Genomic DNA, 19,414 nt, shown 5'->3' on the forward strand with positions numbered 1-19,414 from the left:
GCCAGATTGAGACGTTCGACAGAGCCGCATAGATCGTCAACAATGCAATGTCTGTCTGGACGCGACATATCGCATTCAATTTGAAGTAACCGATAGCGTCGTCGATTTGCTTCAGTGTCAATACCAGGATTCACGTATGTCCCGCTCCGAACGTCTCCTTCATCTCCTGCAAGTGTTACGTCGTTATCGACGTCCCGTGCGTGGCCAAGCCCTGGCCGAGGAGCTCGGCGTGAGCATCCGCACGCTATACCGGGACATCGCCAGTTTGCAAGCGCAAGGAGCAATGATCGAGGGGGCACCGGGCATCGGTTACGTTATGAAACCGGGCTTCATGCTGCCGCCGATCATGTTTCGCTCAGAGGAACTCGACGCCCTGGTTCTTGGCATGCGCTGGGTGGCCGATCGCTGCGACAACACGCTGTCGTCCGGTGCGCTGAGCACGCTTGCTAAGATAGCCGCCATACTGCCCACTGAACTGCGTCGCGAACTGGAGGAGTCTTCGCTGCTAGTCGGCGCGCCGTTGACGAGACCTGCCCACAAAATCTCGCCTGACCTTCTGCGTGCCGCAGTCCGGGGGGAGCAGAAGCTCAATATTACATACGTGGACGCCAGTGGTATTCACTCGCGGCGTGTCGTTTGGCCCTTAGCCTTGGTGTATTTCGACCAGGCGCGGGTCCTGATGTGTTGGTGCGAGCTTCGAGCTGATTTTCGGAATTTCCGTTCGGACCGCATCTCGAACGTCGAGCAGTTGGAAGAGCGCTACCCCAAAAGGCGGTCAACACTGCTTCGTGAGTGGCGTAGGCTCAATCACGTCGCCAGCCGCACCATACTGCCAGAATCTGACAGTATCGACCATTAGACTGAGCTCCCTTTCTCGGCGAGGAGTTCAAAATGAAGTTCGCATCGGTTCGTGTTGTTACCCGGCATATCGATGGGCTGGTGGAGTTTTATCAAAGGCTTTCCGGTATCGAGGCTGTACGTCCGGCCGATGGATTTGCCGAAATGCGGTTCGAAGGAGCGACGCTTGCGATTTCGTCCGAGCATCTGATCGAGCTTTTCAATGTCGGTGCTGCCACTGCGGCTGCAAATCAATCGGCGATCCTGGAGTTCGAAGTGGAGAACGTCGACGCGGTGTTCGAACGGATGAAGGCGTCCGGGACAAACATCGTGATGCCGACGACGTTGATGCCGTGGGGCAATCGCTCGCTCTTGCTACGCGATCCGGATGGGAATCTTGTCAACATATTTTCCCGCTCCAAGCGTTGAGGAAAATCGCGGTCACGGCTGCCGGCCGCGTCGTTGTTCGTTCGTTGTGAGCGGCCGCTTCGGGCAGATGCGGCCGTCTCCAGTGGGTCGCGTGCGGCCAATCGCCGTCAGGCAGAAAACCGGCCATCAGCGTTCATTTGTCGATGGCAGTACATAGGCGTTTGAACGTCGACAAACCGGCTGTTGTCAGGCGCTCGAACGGTCTGGTATCCGACTTGACGTGCAGCTAATTGACATGCGTTGGAGTCCAATAGTCCTGTTTCCGGGCACTACGGTTTCGGGAGTGATTGCGCGGTGCTAATGAGGTTTTGCGGCACAATCCGAATGATGCCGTTCCGCGGACTATCGATATCTGCGATCAACAGAAACGAGAGAGACACTGTTAAAGGCATGATCACGAGGAAGCGGTTTTTGGCGTTTGCATTTTTGACGCCATAGCCCACTAGCAGATTGCTGAACAGGCCAATGACGATCATTAATATCCATGCGGCTACAGGGATTCGATTCCACCATGCCGCCTGCGTGTAGCCTTGTGTGTTGATTACATCGTTCATGCCCGCGATGGCTAGCGCGCTAAGTGGGCTCGGCTGTTTAACGGCGCCGGCCTTGGCTGCAGTCCACAGTTTGGCCTGCAGGTCCGCGGTCGCGGCATCGATTTGCTGGACACGTTGAAGGTCGCGGGTCTGGTAAAACTCGACACGCAATGCGAGATACTGCACGAGGAGCGAGCGGACCACGGCCGCCTCGGCGTCGGCCAGCAGTTCAGCGCGGACGAACTCAGTTCCGATCGCGTTGGCTTCTTCCTCTTCGAGGTTTTTTCGCTGATCATAGCGGCCCACTGCCATGGACAGACTGAACCCGATGACCAGCGCAAGCAAAGTCAGCGTTGCGGACTGAACGATCTTGAAGTCATCACGCGTGTCTTCGTCGATTTGTATCCGCGAGCGCAGAGTGCGGCTACCCAGCCGGGCCGCAATCGACATCAGCACGAAAGAGATGGCAAAGAGGACAAATGGGTGTCTCACCAGTTGCTGCATGATCGCTCCTTTGGATATGTAGTTCTCTTTCGAGGAGTTGGCCGCTTACGCCTCGGATGACGAATTCCGCTTCAATACGAACCGCAAGCTTCTGTGTACGACAATTGCCCGTGCACCAAATGGCATTCTAGGAGGTCAAGGGCGCGCGCTTCTCGAAGAATGCATCGCTAAACAAACCTACGTGGCGTTTTTGCCGAAGATTGGGCGCCGCTTGGATTGGCCCGGAATCAAACGGGCCATTGTGACGACACTGCACGCTAAGCAGGATGGCTGAGGAGACATCAGGGCAAGACTTGCCACTATAAACGTCTGCTTTGATGTGGACTGAGAGCCGTCGGCCCACGCCCCATGCAAGCGGCCGAGTTCGGTCGGGTCCGAAAGCTAGGGCCGAAGTCGCTGGGGATGCGTGCGTTTCACGCGTGGTCTTTGGCAATCGGCCATGAGCGGTCGTTCGACAATCGTCGGCGGATCGTCGACAATTCTCGGTGGCTCATGCACGTTCCGGGCGAACAACGTTTGCCGTTTTTCACTCTGCGATATTTAGGAACCTTGGATGCCTGCACCCTACAGCGGTAGCTGCCTCTGCGGTCAAATCAAGTTTGAGCTCCGGCTCGAACCACTCACATTTTATGTGTGTCATTGCGCCACCTGTCAGCGAAGAACAGGCGGTGCTGCGCTCCCTGTAATGTGGGTCCGGCGAGCCGATTTGCATGTCTTGGAAGGTGAGCCGATCATGCTGACGTTTGACTTTGGTCGTGGGCGGCAGCGGCGCAGCAAGGCATGCGCGCGCTGTGACACGCGACTTTGGGCTGAACCCGCCGATCAGCCCGATCTGGCGATACTCAGACCCGGCACATTGCAAAACCAAAGCGAATTTTCGCCGATAGCGCACATCTTCACCCGCAGCAAACAGCCATGGTTTCTGATTCCAGATGGCATTCCTAGTTTCGAAGGAAGTGTCGGCGAGCAGGAAGAATTGCTTCGCCTGTGGCGCGAACGGAAGATGGACGGGCGCTAAGCAACTCAGAATTATCGCCGAACGGCAGTGCTCAGACCGCTTGTCCCACGGTTCGCTAGCCGATCGCCTGTTTGAACGTGATCCAGTCGTTTTCGGGCTCAGTCCGGCCAGGGGCCGTCAGTCGGCGGTAGGGCTCAAATCGTCGATCAGATCGAAACTAACTGTTGATCAGCCTAAATCCGTTTCGAACAAAACGGTATGTCTGCCGCGCCGGACGCTACGCGGAGGGGGAAGAATGCATCGTGCCAAGTTTTGGCTTACTTTTGTCGGTTTGTATTTCGGTTTTATTGCCACCGTCCTCGCGGATCAGTTTGATGGCTACATTCAGGCAAGCCAGCAGTTCGACGAATGGGTCGCGAAAACCGGCGCCATGCCCCGCCAGACAGATGAACGAGCCGCTGCGTTGCTCGCGACGCTATCCGATAATCGGCGCTTTCTCGACGGCATTACGTTCCACGACGCACAGCTAGCAGCGTTGATGGACGTATGTGACAAAGCGAACCGCAAAGTCATGAGTTATATGCTATTCGATTTAGGTAGCCATGTTGACAAGAGCATGCCCGCTGAAACCCTTCCGCAGGCCGTACTTCGACTTGAGCAGCGGAACCTGCTGACTTACCAAGACGAACTATCTGAACTGCAACCGTTTGAGATTCGCTGCATGGCGCGGCAAACACCACTACTTGCGCGGTTTATCGAACGTCTCAAGCCAGAGGAAATTACGCCTGTACGGTTGAGAGGTCTTGAGCAGGGCCGGAGGGGAATCGATGGTTTTTTTCTTGGAACTTTAATCTCGGCGAATGACATTTCACTGAGCGAGCACTATCGGGCCAGCATACTCAAAGCACTCGCTGAGACCGCTTCGGAATTCGTTCCGATAATGAAACAAGACGAGCGAGAGAAGCTAGAGCTGACGGCAAGAACTGCAACCAATAATGCACCAGTAAGTCTGAAGGGTTACATCGAGGCAATTGCGAAAAATCTAGCGCAATCAACCTGCGAAGGATTGTGTAGGTACTGATTCTCGATTCGAAGGTCCGCTGTTGGGTGGCATCATACGACCGCTCGGGGTCGGCGTCGGTCAGCAACATCGGGACAATGCGGTCATCATGAGCCATACGCCGCAAATACCACCCCAACATTCAGTTGGCGCCATCGATAAGAGCATGCCTGAATGCCGATGGCGCCCGGGAAGCGGCCAGGCAGTCAAGCACAGATCTACGATCGTATAAGCCGCGCTTGAACCCACAACATCAACCCGAACGCGCGGTGTGAGTCACTTCCACAATGTGCTTCGTGTCGCAGCCAATCGCATTACCGACCTAAGTCAGCAAGCCCCCGTCGACCGTAAGAATTGTTCCAGTGACATGCCTTGCCGCCGGGCTTGCAAGAAAAGTGACGGCTGCGGAGATGTCAGCCGGTGCGGCGAAGCGTCCCAACGGCGTAAGGCTGCGTTGGAATTCCGCGCTCTCGCCGTTAGCCGGGTTCATTTCGGTATCAGTCGAGCCCGGTTGAACCAGATTGGCAGTGATGTCCTTCGGGCCCAACTCCTGAGCCAGCCCCCGTGTGAACGACTGCAGCGCGGACTTGGTCATGTAGTAGACCGTTCCCGCTGAACCCACGATGCGCTCGGCTCCGGCGGAGCCGATCGTGATTACGCGACCGCCCGCTTTGAGGTGAGGGATGGCTGCCTGCGTCGCGAGAATGGGACCGCGGACGTTGACCGCAAGGAGAGCGTCGATGTCCGCCAGGTCGAAGTCGGCGATCGTGTTGTAGCGAGCGATGGCAGCGTTGTTGACGAGAATGTCGAGCCCACCCAGCGCGCCGACGGCCTCATCCACCGATCGCCTGATGGCGGACGGATCGGCACTGTCGGCTTTGATCGCGACACCGCGGCGGCCCAGTTTCTCGATCGAGGCTACAACTGCCTGCGCCCGCTCGGCTGAGTTCTGAAACGTTACCGCAACGTCCGCGCCCTCTTCTGCAAGCGCCAGTGCAATCGCGGCGCCGATGCCCCGCGAGCCGCCGGTGACCAACGCCCGTTTTCCAACTAGATTGTTGTTCATTGCCCGCCTTTTATGTAGTGATCGATGCACAAATGGTAGGATCGGCGGCACGGACAGTCAAGATATTTATGTAGTGATCGATGCAGAAAAAATCAGAGAAAACTTCCATCACCATTGCACGCCCACCTCGTGGCCGCGGCAGGCCACGCGCTTTCGATCGCGAAGCAGCACTGGCGCAAGCCATGAGGCTTTTCTGGATCAAGGGTTATGAGGCGACCTCAATTGCAGACCTGACCAATGCGCTCGGCGTCGGCTCGACCAGCCTCTATGCCGCTTTCGGATCGAAAGACGAGCTATATGCCGAAGCGATGCAGCTTTACTCGGCGACCTACGAGCATCTGGTCTTGGGGAGGTTTCGCCACGCTGTCACAGCACGCGAAGCGGCGTTTGCCTATCTGTGGGACTCAGCCATGGCGATGACCGGGGCAGATTGCGGTCTGCCACACGGCTGCATGGTCACACTGGCCACCGTCGGAAGCGATGGCCATGCCGAGCTTGACGACTTGATGCGGGCCACGCGAGGTGGAGCGTTTGATGTGCTCGTGTCGCGCCTGGAAAAGGCCGTTGCTGAGGGTGAATTGCCGGAATCCCTTGATATAGCGAAACTCGCGAGGTTCCTGCAAACAGTTCAAAGCGGTATGGCGATCCGAGCGCGGGACGGCGCCGAAAGAGCAGAACTCCAAGCCATCGCTGAGATGACGATGGCTGGATGGGAGGAACTGGTTCGCCACGCCGACACACGTGCAAAGTCCGATTAACACATTGATTTGGACAGCGAATTATGTCGTTGAGCTTGATTGGTGCGGAACGCGCGCGCTGAGAGATTAAAGGCGAACGGCGAGGCTCTCCGACAGGATCGATCGAGGTTTCGCGCCACCGAATCTTTCCAGTTTTCCCTACCGGCTTCGCAACGAAGATCAACCATCAGTCAGTGAGACTCGCCCGAAATCACGCCGACACCAGTGGCGGCATGTCGTCGGGCGGCGACTGCACCGAATCGGAAGACAGCGCAGCGTGCAGCGTAGCGGGATCGAACCGCCAGGACTCCGGCATACCCAGCGCTGCCCCGATCGACTCCGAACAGTGCCAGCGGCCTCGATGACGGCCGCGGCGCCGAAGGAAAGCGAAGATAGGCGCGAAGTCGTATGGCTCGCCGAAATGATCGTTGAACCACTCCACCGCGGCCCGCTCCGTCACCGGGTCGGCCGTGAGTCCGACAACATCCCATCGCGCCGGATCGAGCTTCGTAGTGATGAAGCGCACGCTCCCATCCTCGAACGACGACGATGCGCACAAATGCGCGTCGATGATTGGAGCGACGACGAGTTCGCAATGCGAATAGGGACTCTTTGTCCACCACCGGATCAGGCGGTTTAATTTCCCGGCCAAGCCGGGACGCGTTCCCTTGTAAAAAGCAACCTTCATCGATTAGCTCCAAGTGTCAGCTCGCACGCGCGGCCGACCGTCGTCGATTAAACTGAAACACTAGCTGCTGATTCTTTCTTGCGCGAATGTGACATTCACCGCTGCGTGATCGATTTTCACTCTCCGATGCTTTGCCTTGTATGAAGCCCGTAGACCAATCCAGGTGCCTGCCCTCGTGCCGCTGCCCGGCGCAGATCTACCGATTAGTCGTCTGACGTAACTGCGTGTGAGTGATCGGTTAGCAATATCGGTGTCCGAATCTCAAGAAGCAAGTAGCCAATAGATACGAGATTCGCGTTACCGCGCGGCATGTGCAATTCGCGTTTTGCGATTGGAAAGCAGTACTTATCCTCTGCCAAAACCCCCGCGGTTTCAACTTTTTGCGCCTTTATCGCCCGATTTTAGGCCGCAATCGCATACTCCGAAACCTTTGTTCTTAAATAGTTGCATCCAGGGTGCCACACGCGGCACCGGTGGCCGCGTCAGTTTGAGCGGCGACATCAATCAGGTTGGCCCCTAGCGCTGGTCGGTGCGGCGCATCTCGCAGGTTCAGTACGCTTGATTCATTTGAGAAGCCGGAGGCAGTCGATGAACGCAGGACGGAGCGGATCTATGGCTAAAAAGGGCCTCTTTTTCTCGATCGTCATCGCCAACTACAACTATGGGCATTTTCTTCGACAGGCTATTGAAAGCGCCTTGACGCAAGATTGGGACCGGATGGAAATCATCGTTGTGGACGACGGATCGACCGACAACTCGGCCGACGTCATTCACTCGTTTGGTGAAAAAATCACCGCGATCTTTAAAAAGAACGGCGGGCAGCGGGACGCCAACAACGTAGGCTTCGCGAGAAGTACAGGCGACGTCGTCATATTCCTCGATGCGGACGACGTGCTAATGCCCGGTGCGTTGCGCGCCATTGCTTCAGTATGGCGGACCGGCCTGAGCAAGGTACAGGTGCTGATGGAGCGCGTCGACGCGCAGGGTCGTCGCATACAGAACGAGAATGCGATTCCAAAGATTCGAAATGTGATTCCGAAGATCCCGCCTGGACTATCGTCGGAAGCGATCCGTCACTGGGCTTATGAAACGTCCGAATACCCTACGCCGCCCGGATCGGGAAATGCCTACGCACGGAGTTTTCTGGAAAAGATCTTTCCACTGGATGCGAGTTACGATTCGTTCACGGACTCAACGTGCATCGCCATGGCCCCCTACCTCGGCGATGTAGAAACGATTGCTGCGCCCTTAGTGCTCTATCGCATGCACGGCGCGAATGACAGCGCCATGAGCGCGAGCACGAGCAACTTCGGACGAGAGATCGCGCGTGCACTCAAGCGTCACAGCGCTGCCTGCAAGGCCTGCGCGATGACCGGCCGGCCTGCACCGCCGCTCAGCACCCTGTTTTGTGCACCTCACTTGTTGCAATTGCGCGTCGCCTCTCTACGGCTCACACCGCGACAGCATCCCTTGCCCGGCGACAGCAGAATTAGAGCCCTGCGCGACGCCCTTTCCATTCCTTTTCGCGCAAGTTTCGAGCGCCCTGCTTTCCGCTGTCTTATCGCCGGTTGGAGCATTGCCACGTTGCTCGCGCCGAAAAACATTGCCAGCACGCTAATCCGCCGACGGTTCATATGAAAGCGGTCGCAGGCCGTCAGATCCCTCCTTACCTTCGCGCGTGACACATCATGAAGGACATGACAGTCATCATCTGCAATCACAATTACGAACAGTTCCTGGCGGAGGCAATCGATTCGGCGCTTGCACAGGACTACATGAGCACTTACGTCATAGTGATCGACGACGGATCAACAGACGGCTCGCGCGCAATCATCGAAGGCTATGGTGCTCGCGTTAGCTCCGTCTTCAAGGACAACGGCGGCCAGGTGTCTGCCTACAATTTAGGGCTGCATCTCGCCAGAACGGATTACGTGCTGTTCCTCGATGCTGACGACGTCCTTTATCAGGGCGCCGTGTCCGAAGTGATGCAGCGCTTCGAGAACGGAAATCTTGCAAAAGTGCAGTTTCAGCTAGACGTGATCGATCACACGAGCAAGCAGATGGGCGCTTATGTGCCTCATTCTCGAATCGATGGCGATTGCCGAAAGCTTCTGCTCGATGGGTGGCTCTATCCGTCACCGCCGGCGTCTGGAAACGCCTACAGCGTCAGTGCTCTTAGAAAGATCTTTCCTGTACCCGAAACGATCAAGGACCGGTATGGCGCAGATTTCTATGCAATTTATGGATCGGCTCTAGTTGGACCTGTATCGAGTATCCCGGTGTCGCTCGGCGGATACCGCGTATATGCAAGCGCAGGGAGAGACGCATTGTTTGCTAACTCTGATCAGCAGGAAAAGGCCCCGAAGGCATTCCCGTCCCGCTGGGTGACCCTTCGGGAACTGGCCTGGTGTCGCATGGGAATGCAACTGCCGGCCGACTTCCACGATTTCGCATACGAACGAGCTCATTTCTATTCAAGCGTCTACCATGCTCCGTTGACGACCCGTTGGCGTTGGATGCTAAGAGATTCGCACCGGTATCTGCATGCCATTGTGGCGAACCCTTTCTGGAGCCTGAAGAAGAAGTTGGGGACACTCGCGCTATCCAGTTTGTGTCTGTTTCCATACTCCCCTGTCGCAGACTACGCGGTTCGCTACATCTGCAATCCCCTGGCCCGGTGCAGCGCCGCCCGTTAGGAAGAAGGACGGTGTTCCCTCGTTATGCAAGATTCACGCATGACGAAGGCTCGAACCCAAGCCATCCTCTGACGTTCACTAAGCTTGTCTAACTTCAAACGGCGCTGATATGCCTCATCACCAGTCACAGTCAACCGTCGGCCTGTCCAGCAACGAATACATGGCGGGCGAAGACCTCTCCTTGGCGCGATCTGTGGAGGATCGCGCGCGTACAGAGAAACCCGTCGCACGGATAACGGATGTAGCGGCCCCATCTGTCACTGTCGTCATGGCGAACTTCAACGGTGAACGCTGGATCGGCGAAGCCATTCAGTCGGTCCAGAAACAGAGCCTTGAAGACTGGGAACTCATCGTCGCGGATGACGCGTCAACTGACGCTAGCGTGGAAATCGTCCGCGCCTTTGCCGAGAACGATTCCCGAATCAAGCTTCTGACCGCGTCGTTCAACGCGGGGCCGTCCACTGTGCGTAATCGTGCGCTGGAATGCGCGCGAGGACACTGGATCACGTTTTTGGACAGTGATGACGTCCTCGCGGAAGGACGCCTCGAGTCGCTGCTGCAGCGCGCGGAGAGTTATGGCGCAGGCATCGTAGCGGACGATTTACTTATCGTGGACGAGGAGGGCTCGCTCACCGGACATTCCCTGCTGGGCCTTGAAAGCTTCAAAAGTTTCGATGCCGTCTCTTTGATCAAAGCGCCACGCCTGGCGTATCTTAAGCCCATGATCAATGCCGAACTCCTGGCCGGACTTCGGTATGAAGAGCGGCTTCGTTCCGGGGAAGACTTCGATATCCTGTTGCGCTTACTGGCCAAGCACGATGCAAGGATAATCGTCTATCCGGCAATGGGTTACCGCTACCGGCGCCGTGGTGGTTCGCTCTCCTCCGACAAGTCAGCGGACCGGCAGACGCTACGAGGCATGCTTGACGCAAATGCGCGTTTCCGCGCATCGCACACACTTTCTGCAAGTTTGGCCGCCGCGTGTGCGCGCCGGCATCGGTCTCTCAAGGCGTCTCTTCACTGGGTCGATGTGACCGAAGCGATTCGTGAAAAGCGTTTCGTGACCGCCGTTAGACACGTGATCGATCACCCCGGAGTTCTTAGTTGCGTTATGCAGTTCTTCAACAAACGGCTTTCCCTCCTCATATCCCGGAGCAAGCGCCGCGCTAGAACATTTGGCCTATGAACCGGGCGACGCGACAACGGCAGCCGTGCACCGCGTAAGCTCTCCTCTGACGCTGCCTCCAACGTTTCAAGTTCCAGAAGACGACATCGAGCAGCCGACAGGAAAGCGGTGTTGGCGAAAACCATTTCCTTTCTGAAGGGTGGAAGACACTGATGAATGCTACGAACCTTGTGCTCGAACGGGTCATCAATCAACGATTCGTGTCAGCGGGCATCCATCGGCTCTTCTCGGCCAAGCCTCCCTTGGAGGAGGTCGATGCGCGGCGAATCTGGACCGGGAATGGGTTGGTCTCTTTCGACGCCTTCGACACCCTGATAACGAGGCCTTTGCAGCGGCCATCCGACATGTTCCTGCTAACGGGGTATCGACTGCAACGCGAATTTGGCTCGCTCATCGAGCCCGGTGAATGGCTGAAAATCCGGCAAGCAGCGGAGTTCAGGGCCCGCAAGGCAGGAGTTGAACGTGAAGTGACGCTCGACGACATCTACGCGGCCATCGCAGCGTCGTCGGGCTTGTCGCACGATTTACTGAAAGCAGCGCAGGCCATTGAAGTCGAGCTCGAGAAGCGTTTGATGCGACCCATCGCCGGTATGGTTGAGACTCTCAATCGCTTTGCGTCACTCGGCAGAACGGCAATTATTTCGGACATCTACTTTTCCCATCGGGACCTGGAAACGATGTTGGGCAGTTGCGGCGTGTATATCAGCGAGGGTGAACTTTTTGTTTCATGCGAGAGGGGCCGCGCGAAAAGGACGGGGTCCCTCTTTCCGCTTGCAAAGGGCAGTAGCAAGAGCCATCTGCACGTCGGCGACAGCGTATTTTCCGATGTCTTCCAGGCGTGGCGTGCGGGCGCTAGCGTAGCGCCGTTCTTCCGCGGGGCACCTAGTCGCCTGGAGCGCGAACTCGGCAAGGGTGCGATTGAGCCGCACCTGCTCGGATCTGCGCTGTCGGGCAGCGCGCGTACCGCCCGGCTGCGTTTTACGGCTATTACTAGCCACGATCAGTCGATTGCCGAAATATCGGCTGGCTTCATGGGCCCGCTGCTCCTCGCGTTCGTTGTGTGGATTCTGAAACAGGCCCAAAGCAGGAAAGTCGATAAGCTGTTTTTTCTGGCGCGTGACGGCCAGATCCTCATGTCCATTGCAAAGAAGATCGTGGCGCTATATGGCATTCCGATCGAGCTGCACTATCTGCACGTATCGCGGCAATCGCTCCACTTACCCGCACTCGTCAACGTGTCCGACGGAGATCTGAGTCATTTCGGCTTTACGCCGGGAAGTTCTCTTTCTGACATATTGGAAAAGTTCGACGTGGATATCGGGCATCCGGCCATTTCCGGTTTGCGGCAACGTCTTCACATTAGCTCCCCTGATGCGCCGCTGAGCGCCTCTGATCTGGAGCAACTAATGCAGCATATGCAGGCGGACGACGAGGTGGTGAATCTCATCAATGCGACCGCATCTTCTGCTCGACAACTGCTTCTCGACTATCTGGAACAAAAGGGATTCCTCACCGACGGGAACGTCGGTGTCGTCGATATTGGATGGCGGGGGAATCTACAGCGGTCGCTGGCAATGGTGGCGTCCACGCGCGAAGCCGGTTTCAGTCGGCGTCTGTCGGGCTTTTACTTTGGGCTTCATCGTCGCCCGGAAAACTGCGGTAGTCTCGACGACTATCTAAGCGAACCCTTCGCGGCGCCTCTACGGCCCTTTGTCCGAGGACCAATATTTGAGGCCCTTTGCGCAGCGGACCACGGCACGACGACGGGTTATAAACGAGGAGACGATGGCATCGTTTACGCAGAACTCCTTACTCAGGACAATCCGCAGGCCATGGCGTGGGGCTTGAGACTTCAACATAATGTGATCAATGCGTATGTCGATGACGTACTGGCCGTCCTCAGCGAGGCCGATATCGACATACTTGATTCTTTGCAAGGGATCACGCAGGGCGCCGCCATCGTAACCAGACTCGTAATAGGCTCTCCCACCCGAAGCGAGGCAAGCGCATTAGGCTCCTTTCCTCATGCGAGCGATCAGTTGCACAGAGTGTTCGAGGAGGTTGCGCCGCCCCTGCCGCTCAGCGCCCGCAAGTGGATGTCAAGGCTGGGCGCCAAAGATGGAAAACCCTTGATTTCAGAATGGCCCGAGGCCAGCGTAGTCCGGGCGGTGCCCGCTCTCGGAGCCGGGTTAATGCTGGGAAGTCTCGGCGTGGCAAGATGGTTGCGCACCCGGGCGATGGCCCGATAGTGCCGCCCCATGCATCCAGGTATGCGGTAATAATGGCGAGACACAGCCAGGCTGTTGTGGGCATGCACCGTGCAGAGAAGGGACATCTGGAGGCGGTTGTGCGCGTTCAGACAGCCTTCGCGTGGTTTCAGGCGGCACTTCCGGGCTCATCAGCATCTAGCTCATAAAGCCGGACCAACGGAGTCCATGCAGCGTAGCAGTACTTCCGCGACTCCACGATGTCAACGGCGTGGATGAAAACAAGCAGACGTGCGGTCCCTTGTTAGCTTCCTGCTCCAGGCAGTAACCCGTCAGATCCGCCGTCGCGCTGTGTTGCGCTGAGAAGGCACCCTCCAGCCGGAGAAGCAGAATGGATAGACGAAAGAGCATCCGTACCGTTGGATTCGTGTACGGCGGCTACGTGTTGAGATATCTGTACCTCATCATCGTCGTACCTTTTTACAGCAGGACGCTTGGCGTTGACGGATACAGCCGCGTGCTGGCGTCCATGTCGCTGATGAGCGTGATCTGGATGCTGGTCGCCTATGGCTTCGAGCCCGTCGGCATGCGAGACATATCGAAAGCCCAGACGACCGAAGAATGTAATGAGATTCTGTCTTTGCACTTGAGCGCGCGTCTGGTGCATGCAATCGTGGGTGGCTGCGCCGGGCTCGTCGCCACAATGTGCTCTCCTGTACTGTCCCAGACACCTCTAATCGGTGTGATGGCCACGCTGTTGGGAATTGTGTCCGGGGCCAACCTCGGTTGGCTTTTTCAGGGCCGTCACCAGTTTCGAACGCCCATCATCATCGAAGTCTTCGGTTTCGCGTTGAGCCTGGTTCTGGTGCTGACAATCGTAAGAGGCCCTCGCGACGCAGTATGGGTCGTCGCGAGTCTACTCATCTCAGGTGTAGCGTCATCGGTTATTTCTTATGGGCTCGCAATCTCACAACTGGGGTGGCCACGCCTCCGATGGACAGGCACCATTTCCCTGATACGGAAATCAACGATGCTGTTCATCTACTCTTCCGCGTCGAGGGTTCTGACAGCTTCATCCACTTATCTTTTGACGCTGCTATCTACGCCCGCCCAGGTGGGCTATTTCGGCGCGGCAGAACGCTTTGCAGCATTAAGCCTTGGATTGATGGGGCCGGCGGCCCAAGTGTTCATTCCTACCATCACGCGCCAACTCGCCCACGGCGACAAGGAAGGCGCGAACCAGACCACTCGGCGCGGCGCAATGCTGCTTATCGGATACGGATTGCTAGTATGTTGCGCCGCGCTTACCCTGTCCCCTCTTGTATTGCCTCTCATACTCGGTGATTCTTTCGCTCACAGCGCTCACATACTTCAAATCTTTGCTTTGATGTTCCCGTTTGCTGCATTCAACGAGTTCATCGCCGGTTACGTGTTTTTGCCGCGGAAGAAGGATCGCCTGCTTGCCACGGTCGGAATCGCATCCGCGTTCGTGAACATAATCCTCGCGCTTGTGCTCGCTCCCCACTACGGCGCCGTTGGACTCGCTTTCGCCCGGGTGATTGGCGAGACAACGCTATCTGCAATGCTAATGGTGATCATGATTCGACTCCGACTGGTTCTCTTGATACCCGGTTGCGAGCGAGCTCTGATATTCATCAGGAACGCGTGTGGGATCCGTGATCCGTTGACTGCGCCGAAGGACAAGTAATCAGGTTGCCGCCATCCCGCCGTTCAAGCGGCGGCTCCATTACTGGTATCGGTGATAGAACCTCGTACAATTGGGGAATGATTCCAATCTGAGGGGTCCGCATCGCCATGCAGCCCGGTGCCAATCTGAACCTGATCGAAGTCGTTGGCTTGCTCGTCGGCGGCCTTGCTCTGTTCCTGTTCGGACTGGAACTGATGACGGGAGGGCTGAAGGCCATCGCCGGTTCTCGTCTGCAGGCGCTGCTCGGCACGCTGACGGCGAACCGGTTTCGCGGCGTGCTCGCCGGCGCGGGCATTACGGCGCTGCTGAATTCATCGACCATTACCACCGTACTCCTGGTTGGATTTGTATCCGCCGGGCTCATGACGTTGCAGCAGTCGATTCCAGTGATCATGGGCGCCAATATCGGCTCGACGCTGACTGCGCAGATCATCGCATTCAATATCTCGGCGATTACGCCATTCCTGCTCGCGGGCGGTTTTTTGCTGTACGGTTTCTCCAGACGCGAACTCGTGCGCGAACTCGGCGGCGTTCTGCTTGGCCTCGGCCTGCTGTTTCTCGGCATCGAGTTCATGGGCAATGCCACGCACCCCCTGCGCAATTACGAGCCATTCATCGCTGCCATGCAGGATATGCGCAGAGTCCATTGGTCGGTATCGTGATTGGCGCGGTGTTTACGGCGATCGTGCAAAGCTCCGCTGCCACGCTGGCGATCGTGATTGCGCTAGGCAGCCAGGGATTGATTCCACTTGAATCCGGCATCGCGCTGATTCTGGGTGCTAACGTCGGCACATGCGGCACGGCGCTGCTGGCGTCGATTGGTAAATCAGCGGAAGCCGCACAAGTAGGTATCGTCCACCTGCTCTTCAATCTGCTCGGCGTGCTGTTACTCGCTTTCGTGATCCCGCAGTATGCGGACTTCATTCGGCAGATTTCCCCATCCGCACCCGAATTGACAGGCGCTGCCCGCCTCGCAGCAGAAACGCCGCGTCAGGCAGCTAATGCGCATACTGTGTTCAGCGTGTTCTCCACCGCCTTCCTGATATGGTTCACGGGCCCCATCGGCAAGCTTGCACAACGGCTTGCCCCGTCGAAACAAAAGGGCTGGCATGATCCGGGCGTGCCGCGCTATCTCGATGACACCTTGGTGGAAATGCCGGCGCTAGCAATTAGCCGTGTGCAGCTCGAACTGGTTTCCCTCGGCAAGCAGGTCGAGAATCTCGTCAATCGTAGTGCAACGCTCGTCGTCGAAGGCAGCACGCAGACTGCCGGCACGCTGCTGGACGATGACAAAGCCGCCGATACTCTGTGCACGGCCATTCTCACCTATGTCGGCGGACTTTCGGATGCGACACATACCGGTGACGAAGGGAGGCAATTGGTAGACCTGGCGCGTATCGCGACCTGCCTCGACGCGATACGCGAGGTTGCCACTACCAGCATGCTTGCGCTGAGCGAGCGCCGGCTCGCGCAAGGTGCCGACACTGCCCGGTTACGCAACGCCGCAACCTCGCGATTCGTCACGGCTGTGATTGAACATTTCGCGCTTGCCGTGAGGGCGATCGCGCATCCGGAAGCGGAAGTCATGACACGCATTCTCAATGCAAAGCCCGAGATTGAAGTGTTGGCCGACACTGCGCGACAGTACATGATGTCCGAGCTTCAACTACAGAGTCAGGAAGGTGCAGTCATTTTCCGTCTGGCGAATGACATGATCGAGCATTTCAACGAGGTGGCACGGCTGTCTCGCGCCATCGTCAGAGCCAGTCAATCATTGAACGATGTGCAGATGCCCGTGCAGATGTAAGGCCTGTCTACATGCACCAGGCGATTACAGTTCCGCGGATGCCTGCGTGCCGGCGAGCGAGTTCTGCACGTTGCGCACCTCGCGCGCACCGGCAACGCTCAGTTCGCGTCGCTCCGCCACTGGCGAATCTTGCGCGCGACAAGCCAGAGCAATAATCGTCGCGGACACAAAAAGAACTCAAAAACTTCCGGCGAACGATCCCAACACAATCACCACAGCCAGCGCCACCAGCGCGCCAACCACTCCGACCATCAACATATCCCGATAGCTTTGTTTATGCGTCGTACCGCATACCGACAACAGCGTTACCACAGCGCCGTTGTGCGGCAGGCTATCCAGCGTGCCCGACGACATGACTGCGACTCGATGCAGCAGCGCCGGATCAATGTGATGTTGCGCAGCCAGTTGGAGATAGGTGCCGCCGAGCGCATCGAGTGCAACGGTCAAGCCGCCCGACGCGGAGCCCGTCAGTGCCGCGAGCAGATTCGCCGCGACGGCAAGCGACACCAGTGGCCCGCCGCCGATGCCGAGTACCCACGCCCGCACCAACTCGAACGCCGGCAGTGCCGCGATTACCGCGCCGTATCCTACAAGACTACCAACACTCAAAATGGGCAATACAGAAGCATTTGCGCCCGCATCGACGCTCTCTCTCAGCGTTCCAAGCCGCGAGCCGTTCATGCTGATGAGCACCACCACGGCGAGCGCCAGCGCCACTGACACGCTCCACACGCCGCTTACAGCAGACAGCGTCGTCCCGCCCCAACGTGCTTCGGCGAGATACGACGCATCGTAATGTCGGAACACGAAGATGTTCATTGCAAAGTTTGCGCACACCACGACGACGAGCGGCGCAATCGCGATGCCGATCGGCGGCAGTCGCTCGCTGACGCGGCCGCGTTCGATTTCGGCCGGATCGAACGACTGCGAGACAGTCGCACGTTCGCGCACCAGGCTCGATTCCCGCGCACTCGGCGACGCGTCCGGCGCCTCGCCGAACCCCTCACCCGCGCGCCGTGCCGCGCCCTCCTGACGCGAAAGCCACCACAGGCCAAATCCAATCATTACAACACTCGCGATAACGCCAAGCCCTGGCGCCGCGAACGGTGTCGTGCCGAAGAACGGCATCGGTATCGCATTTTGGATCGCAGGCGTGCCCGGCAGCGCTGACATCGTAAATGTCGATGTGCCGAGCGCGATTGCAGCGGGCATTAAGCGGCGCGGAATGTTCGCCGCACGGAACAGCGCCTGCGCCATCGGCGCCAGCACAAAGAAAGCGACGAAAAGGCTCACGCCGCCATACGTCACAACCGCACCGCCGATTACTACGGCGAGGATTGCGCGGCGCGGTCCAAGCTTGTCGGTCATGAACTGCGCGATCGCATTGACCGAACCGCTGTCTTCCATCAACTTGCCGAACAGTGCGCCGAGCAGGAACAATGGAAAGAACTGCGCCAGAAAACGCGCGGCGCTCGACATGAAGGTCTGTGTCCAGTGCGCGAGCACGGGCTCGCCCGACACCAGGGCGGCCAGCATCGCTGCAATCGGCGCGAGCAGCAGTACGCTCCAGCCGCGATATGCGAACCAGATCAACAACCCGAGGCTCACCAACATACCCACGAGCCCGAGGCCCAGCGCAGTGGACGACAACACGGGATCGCTCATTGGATCATTCCTTCGAGGAGCCCATCCAGGTCGAGTGACGAACGCTCGCCGAGCGCACCGCCATGTTCGTCGAGAAACACCTGCGCAGCACGTCGCCCCTCTTCGCGCAGCATAGTGAGAAAGCGCCATTCGGCATTGAGTTTCGACGAATAGCCAAGCGACGTCATGACCGGACTCGCGATCCGGTGCATACGCATGGTTGCCCAACGGCGGCCTTCGTCGCTGCCCGGGTCGGCGACTTTGTGCAGCAGTGCGATCATGCGCAACTCCTTCAGCAAGGGCGCGTTGAATGCGACCTCGTTGAGCCGGCTGATGATGTCGCGTGCCGAACGCGGCACGTCAGGACGTTCGACGGGATTAACCTGCACTAACAAGGTATCTGTCGAATCCGTTTCACGGATGAGCGGCGTGATTGTCGGATTGCCTGCGTAGCCGCCGTCCCAGTACTCTTCGCCGTCGATATTCACGGCTTTGAACATTGTCGGCAGGCACGCCGATGCAAGAAGCACGTCCGGGTTCAGATCAGCATTGCGAAACACGCGGCCCTGACCGGTACGCACATGCGTCGCCGTAACAAAAAGCTTTATACGCGAGGCGCGTACCGAGTCGAAATCGATGGTCTTTGCCAGAATGTTGCGCAGCGGATTGAACGAGGTCGGATTGAGATCGTACGGCGAAACGAGCCGCGAGATCGTTTCCATCGCAAGAAAGAGTGGGGAATGATCGAGCGTCCAGCGGCCGATGAGCCTGTCGAGCGCACTACGTTGGAAGGGACTGAAAATGGCGGCATCCGATACTTGCCGCCAGAAGTGTTCGAGCGCCTTGCGCGCGCCGGCCCGGCCGTCATGCTCGAAGCCGCTGACAAGCACCGCTGCGTTCATTGCCCCCGCCGACGTACCCGATACACCGTCGATCTGCAACCGGGATTCTTCGAGCATTCGGTCAAGGACGCCCCACGTGAAGGCTCCATGCGAGCCCCCGCCCTGCAGCGCGAAATCGACGAGCAGCGGGCCGTCGCGATCTGATGGGCGAGGAGCGACGTGCAGATCGGTCATCGTGTTTCCGGATGGACGAGGCACGGGAAAGGTTATACGACCAATTGTCTAATTGCAAAGTATCCAATAAGCGCTCCGTTTCAAATGCGGGCGCGCGCTGGCACATTTGAAAACCAGAACGAGTTTTCCCAGATAGCGCGCATATTCACTCATAGCAAACAGCCATGGTTTTCTGATTCCAGATGGCATTCAAGCGTCAGGTATGCACAGATAAAATATCAAACCTTATGGGAATCTTAAGCACAGTACCGCCTACCTGGGAAAACGATAAGGACAAC

The 19,414-nt window shown here is 57.7% G+C and carries 16 protein-coding genes and 1 pseudogene; 11 read left to right on the forward strand and 6 right to left on the reverse strand.

Going from position 1 to position 19,414, the window contains the following annotated elements:
• Nucleotides 1-136: 136 nt before the first annotated feature.
• Together ACTJLB_RS24140 and ACTJLB_RS24145 are read left to right on the forward strand one after the other, a co-directional pair.
• Nucleotides 137-859: a helix-turn-helix transcriptional regulator gene (locus tag ACTJLB_RS24140; protein WP_440784693.1), complete on the forward strand. Its 723-nt coding sequence runs from the start codon at nt 137-139 to the stop codon at nt 857-859.
• A 32-nt stretch (nt 860-891) separates the two neighbouring features.
• Nucleotides 892-1,266, forward strand: coding sequence for a VOC family protein (locus ACTJLB_RS24145; protein ID WP_204521779.1), 375 nt, complete (start codon nt 892-894; stop codon nt 1,264-1,266).
• 269 nt (nt 1,267-1,535) lie between these two features.
• On the opposite strand, the gene ACTJLB_RS24150 is transcribed toward ACTJLB_RS24145, so the two are convergent.
• A complete protein-coding gene (locus ACTJLB_RS24150) occupies nt 1,536-2,303 on the reverse strand; it encodes a hypothetical protein (protein ID WP_087753465.1) in 768 nt (255 codons plus the stop codon).
• Nucleotides 2,304-2,856: 553 nt separating this feature from the next.
• Between ACTJLB_RS24150 and ACTJLB_RS24155 the strand changes: the two genes are divergently transcribed.
• Together ACTJLB_RS24155 and ACTJLB_RS24160 are read left to right on the forward strand one after the other, a co-directional pair.
• Nucleotides 2,857-3,321, forward strand: a complete 465-nt coding sequence (locus ACTJLB_RS24155; protein WP_440784694.1) for a GFA family protein — start codon at nt 2,857-2,859, stop codon at nt 3,319-3,321.
• A gap of 235 nt (nt 3,322-3,556) precedes the next feature.
• On the forward strand, nt 3,557-4,342 hold the full coding sequence (locus ACTJLB_RS24160; protein WP_440784696.1) for a hypothetical protein: 786 nt from the start codon (nt 3,557-3,559) through the stop codon (nt 4,340-4,342).
• A gap of 301 nt (nt 4,343-4,643) precedes the next feature.
• On the opposite strand, the gene ACTJLB_RS24165 is transcribed toward ACTJLB_RS24160, so the two are convergent.
• The gene (locus ACTJLB_RS24165) at nt 4,644-5,387 is read right to left on the reverse strand and encodes an SDR family NAD(P)-dependent oxidoreductase (protein WP_440784737.1); all 744 of its coding nucleotides are present in this window, start codon (nt 5,385-5,387) and stop codon (nt 4,644-4,646) included.
• Between the two features lie 80 nt (nt 5,388-5,467).
• Here ACTJLB_RS24165 and ACTJLB_RS24170 point away from each other — a divergent pair, with 80 nt between their 5' ends.
• A complete protein-coding gene (locus ACTJLB_RS24170; RefSeq protein ID WP_440784697.1) occupies nt 5,468-6,145 on the forward strand; it encodes a TetR/AcrR family transcriptional regulator in 678 nt (225 codons plus the stop codon).
• 190 nt (nt 6,146-6,335) lie between these two features.
• Here the strand turns inward: ACTJLB_RS24170 and ACTJLB_RS24175 are convergent, their stop codons facing one another.
• Nucleotides 6,336-6,812: a hypothetical protein gene (locus ACTJLB_RS24175; protein WP_408129408.1), complete on the reverse strand. Its 477-nt coding sequence runs from the start codon at nt 6,810-6,812 to the stop codon at nt 6,336-6,338.
• Between the two features lie 612 nt (nt 6,813-7,424).
• On the opposite strand from ACTJLB_RS24175, the gene ACTJLB_RS24180 reads away from it, so the two are divergent.
• The 6 genes and pseudogenes from ACTJLB_RS24180 (at nt 7,425) to ACTJLB_RS24205 (ending at nt 16,416) form a co-directional block, all read left to right on the forward strand.
• Nucleotides 7,425-8,450 carry a glycosyltransferase gene (locus ACTJLB_RS24180; protein WP_440784698.1) on the forward strand — a complete coding sequence of 342 codons (1,026 nt, stop codon included), beginning with the start codon at nt 7,425-7,427 and terminating at the stop codon, nt 8,448-8,450.
• A gap of 50 nt (nt 8,451-8,500) precedes the next feature.
• Nucleotides 8,501-9,508 carry a glycosyltransferase family 2 protein gene (locus ACTJLB_RS24185; RefSeq protein WP_020066454.1) on the forward strand — a complete coding sequence of 336 codons (1,008 nt, stop codon included), beginning with the start codon at nt 8,501-8,503 and terminating at the stop codon, nt 9,506-9,508.
• 109 nt (nt 9,509-9,617) lie between these two features.
• Nucleotides 9,618-10,694 carry a glycosyltransferase family 2 protein gene (locus tag ACTJLB_RS24190; RefSeq protein WP_440784699.1) on the forward strand — a complete coding sequence of 359 codons (1,077 nt, stop codon included), beginning with the start codon at nt 9,618-9,620 and terminating at the stop codon, nt 10,692-10,694.
• Between the two features lie 152 nt (nt 10,695-10,846).
• Nucleotides 10,847-12,943 carry an HAD family hydrolase gene (locus ACTJLB_RS24195; protein WP_440784701.1) on the forward strand — a complete coding sequence of 699 codons (2,097 nt, stop codon included), beginning with the start codon at nt 10,847-10,849 and terminating at the stop codon, nt 12,941-12,943.
• Between the two features lie 349 nt (nt 12,944-13,292).
• The gene (locus tag ACTJLB_RS24200; RefSeq protein ID WP_087753472.1) at nt 13,293-14,609 is read left to right on the forward strand and encodes an oligosaccharide flippase family protein; all 1,317 of its coding nucleotides are present in this window, start codon (nt 13,293-13,295) and stop codon (nt 14,607-14,609) included.
• A 194-nt stretch (nt 14,610-14,803) separates the two neighbouring features.
• A pseudogene (locus ACTJLB_RS24205) lies at nt 14,804-16,416 on the forward strand (Na/Pi cotransporter family protein).
• Between the two features lie 24 nt (nt 16,417-16,440).
• Here the strand turns inward: ACTJLB_RS24205 and ACTJLB_RS24210 are convergent.
• From ACTJLB_RS24210 to ACTJLB_RS24220, 3 genes are read right to left on the reverse strand one after another with little or no spacing between them, the layout of a single operon-like run.
• On the reverse strand, nt 16,441-16,584 hold the full coding sequence (locus ACTJLB_RS24210) for a hypothetical protein (protein ID WP_440784702.1): 144 nt from the start codon (nt 16,582-16,584) through the stop codon (nt 16,441-16,443).
• A gap of 9 nt (nt 16,585-16,593) precedes the next feature.
• On the reverse strand, nt 16,594-18,081 hold the full coding sequence (locus ACTJLB_RS24215) for a GntP family permease (protein ID WP_440784703.1): 1,488 nt from the start codon (nt 18,079-18,081) through the stop codon (nt 16,594-16,596).
• Nucleotides 18,078-19,136: a patatin-like phospholipase family protein gene (locus ACTJLB_RS24220; RefSeq protein WP_440784704.1), complete on the reverse strand. Its 1,059-nt coding sequence runs from the start codon at nt 19,134-19,136 to the stop codon at nt 18,078-18,080. Before ACTJLB_RS24220 ends, ACTJLB_RS24215 begins: the two co-directional genes overlap by 4 nt.
• Nucleotides 19,137-19,414: the final 278 nt, after the last annotated feature.

It is taken from the genome of Paraburkholderia sp. 22098, assembly GCF_052045935.1.
Classification (GTDB): domain Bacteria; phylum Pseudomonadota; class Gammaproteobacteria; order Burkholderiales; family Burkholderiaceae; genus Paraburkholderia; species Paraburkholderia caledonica.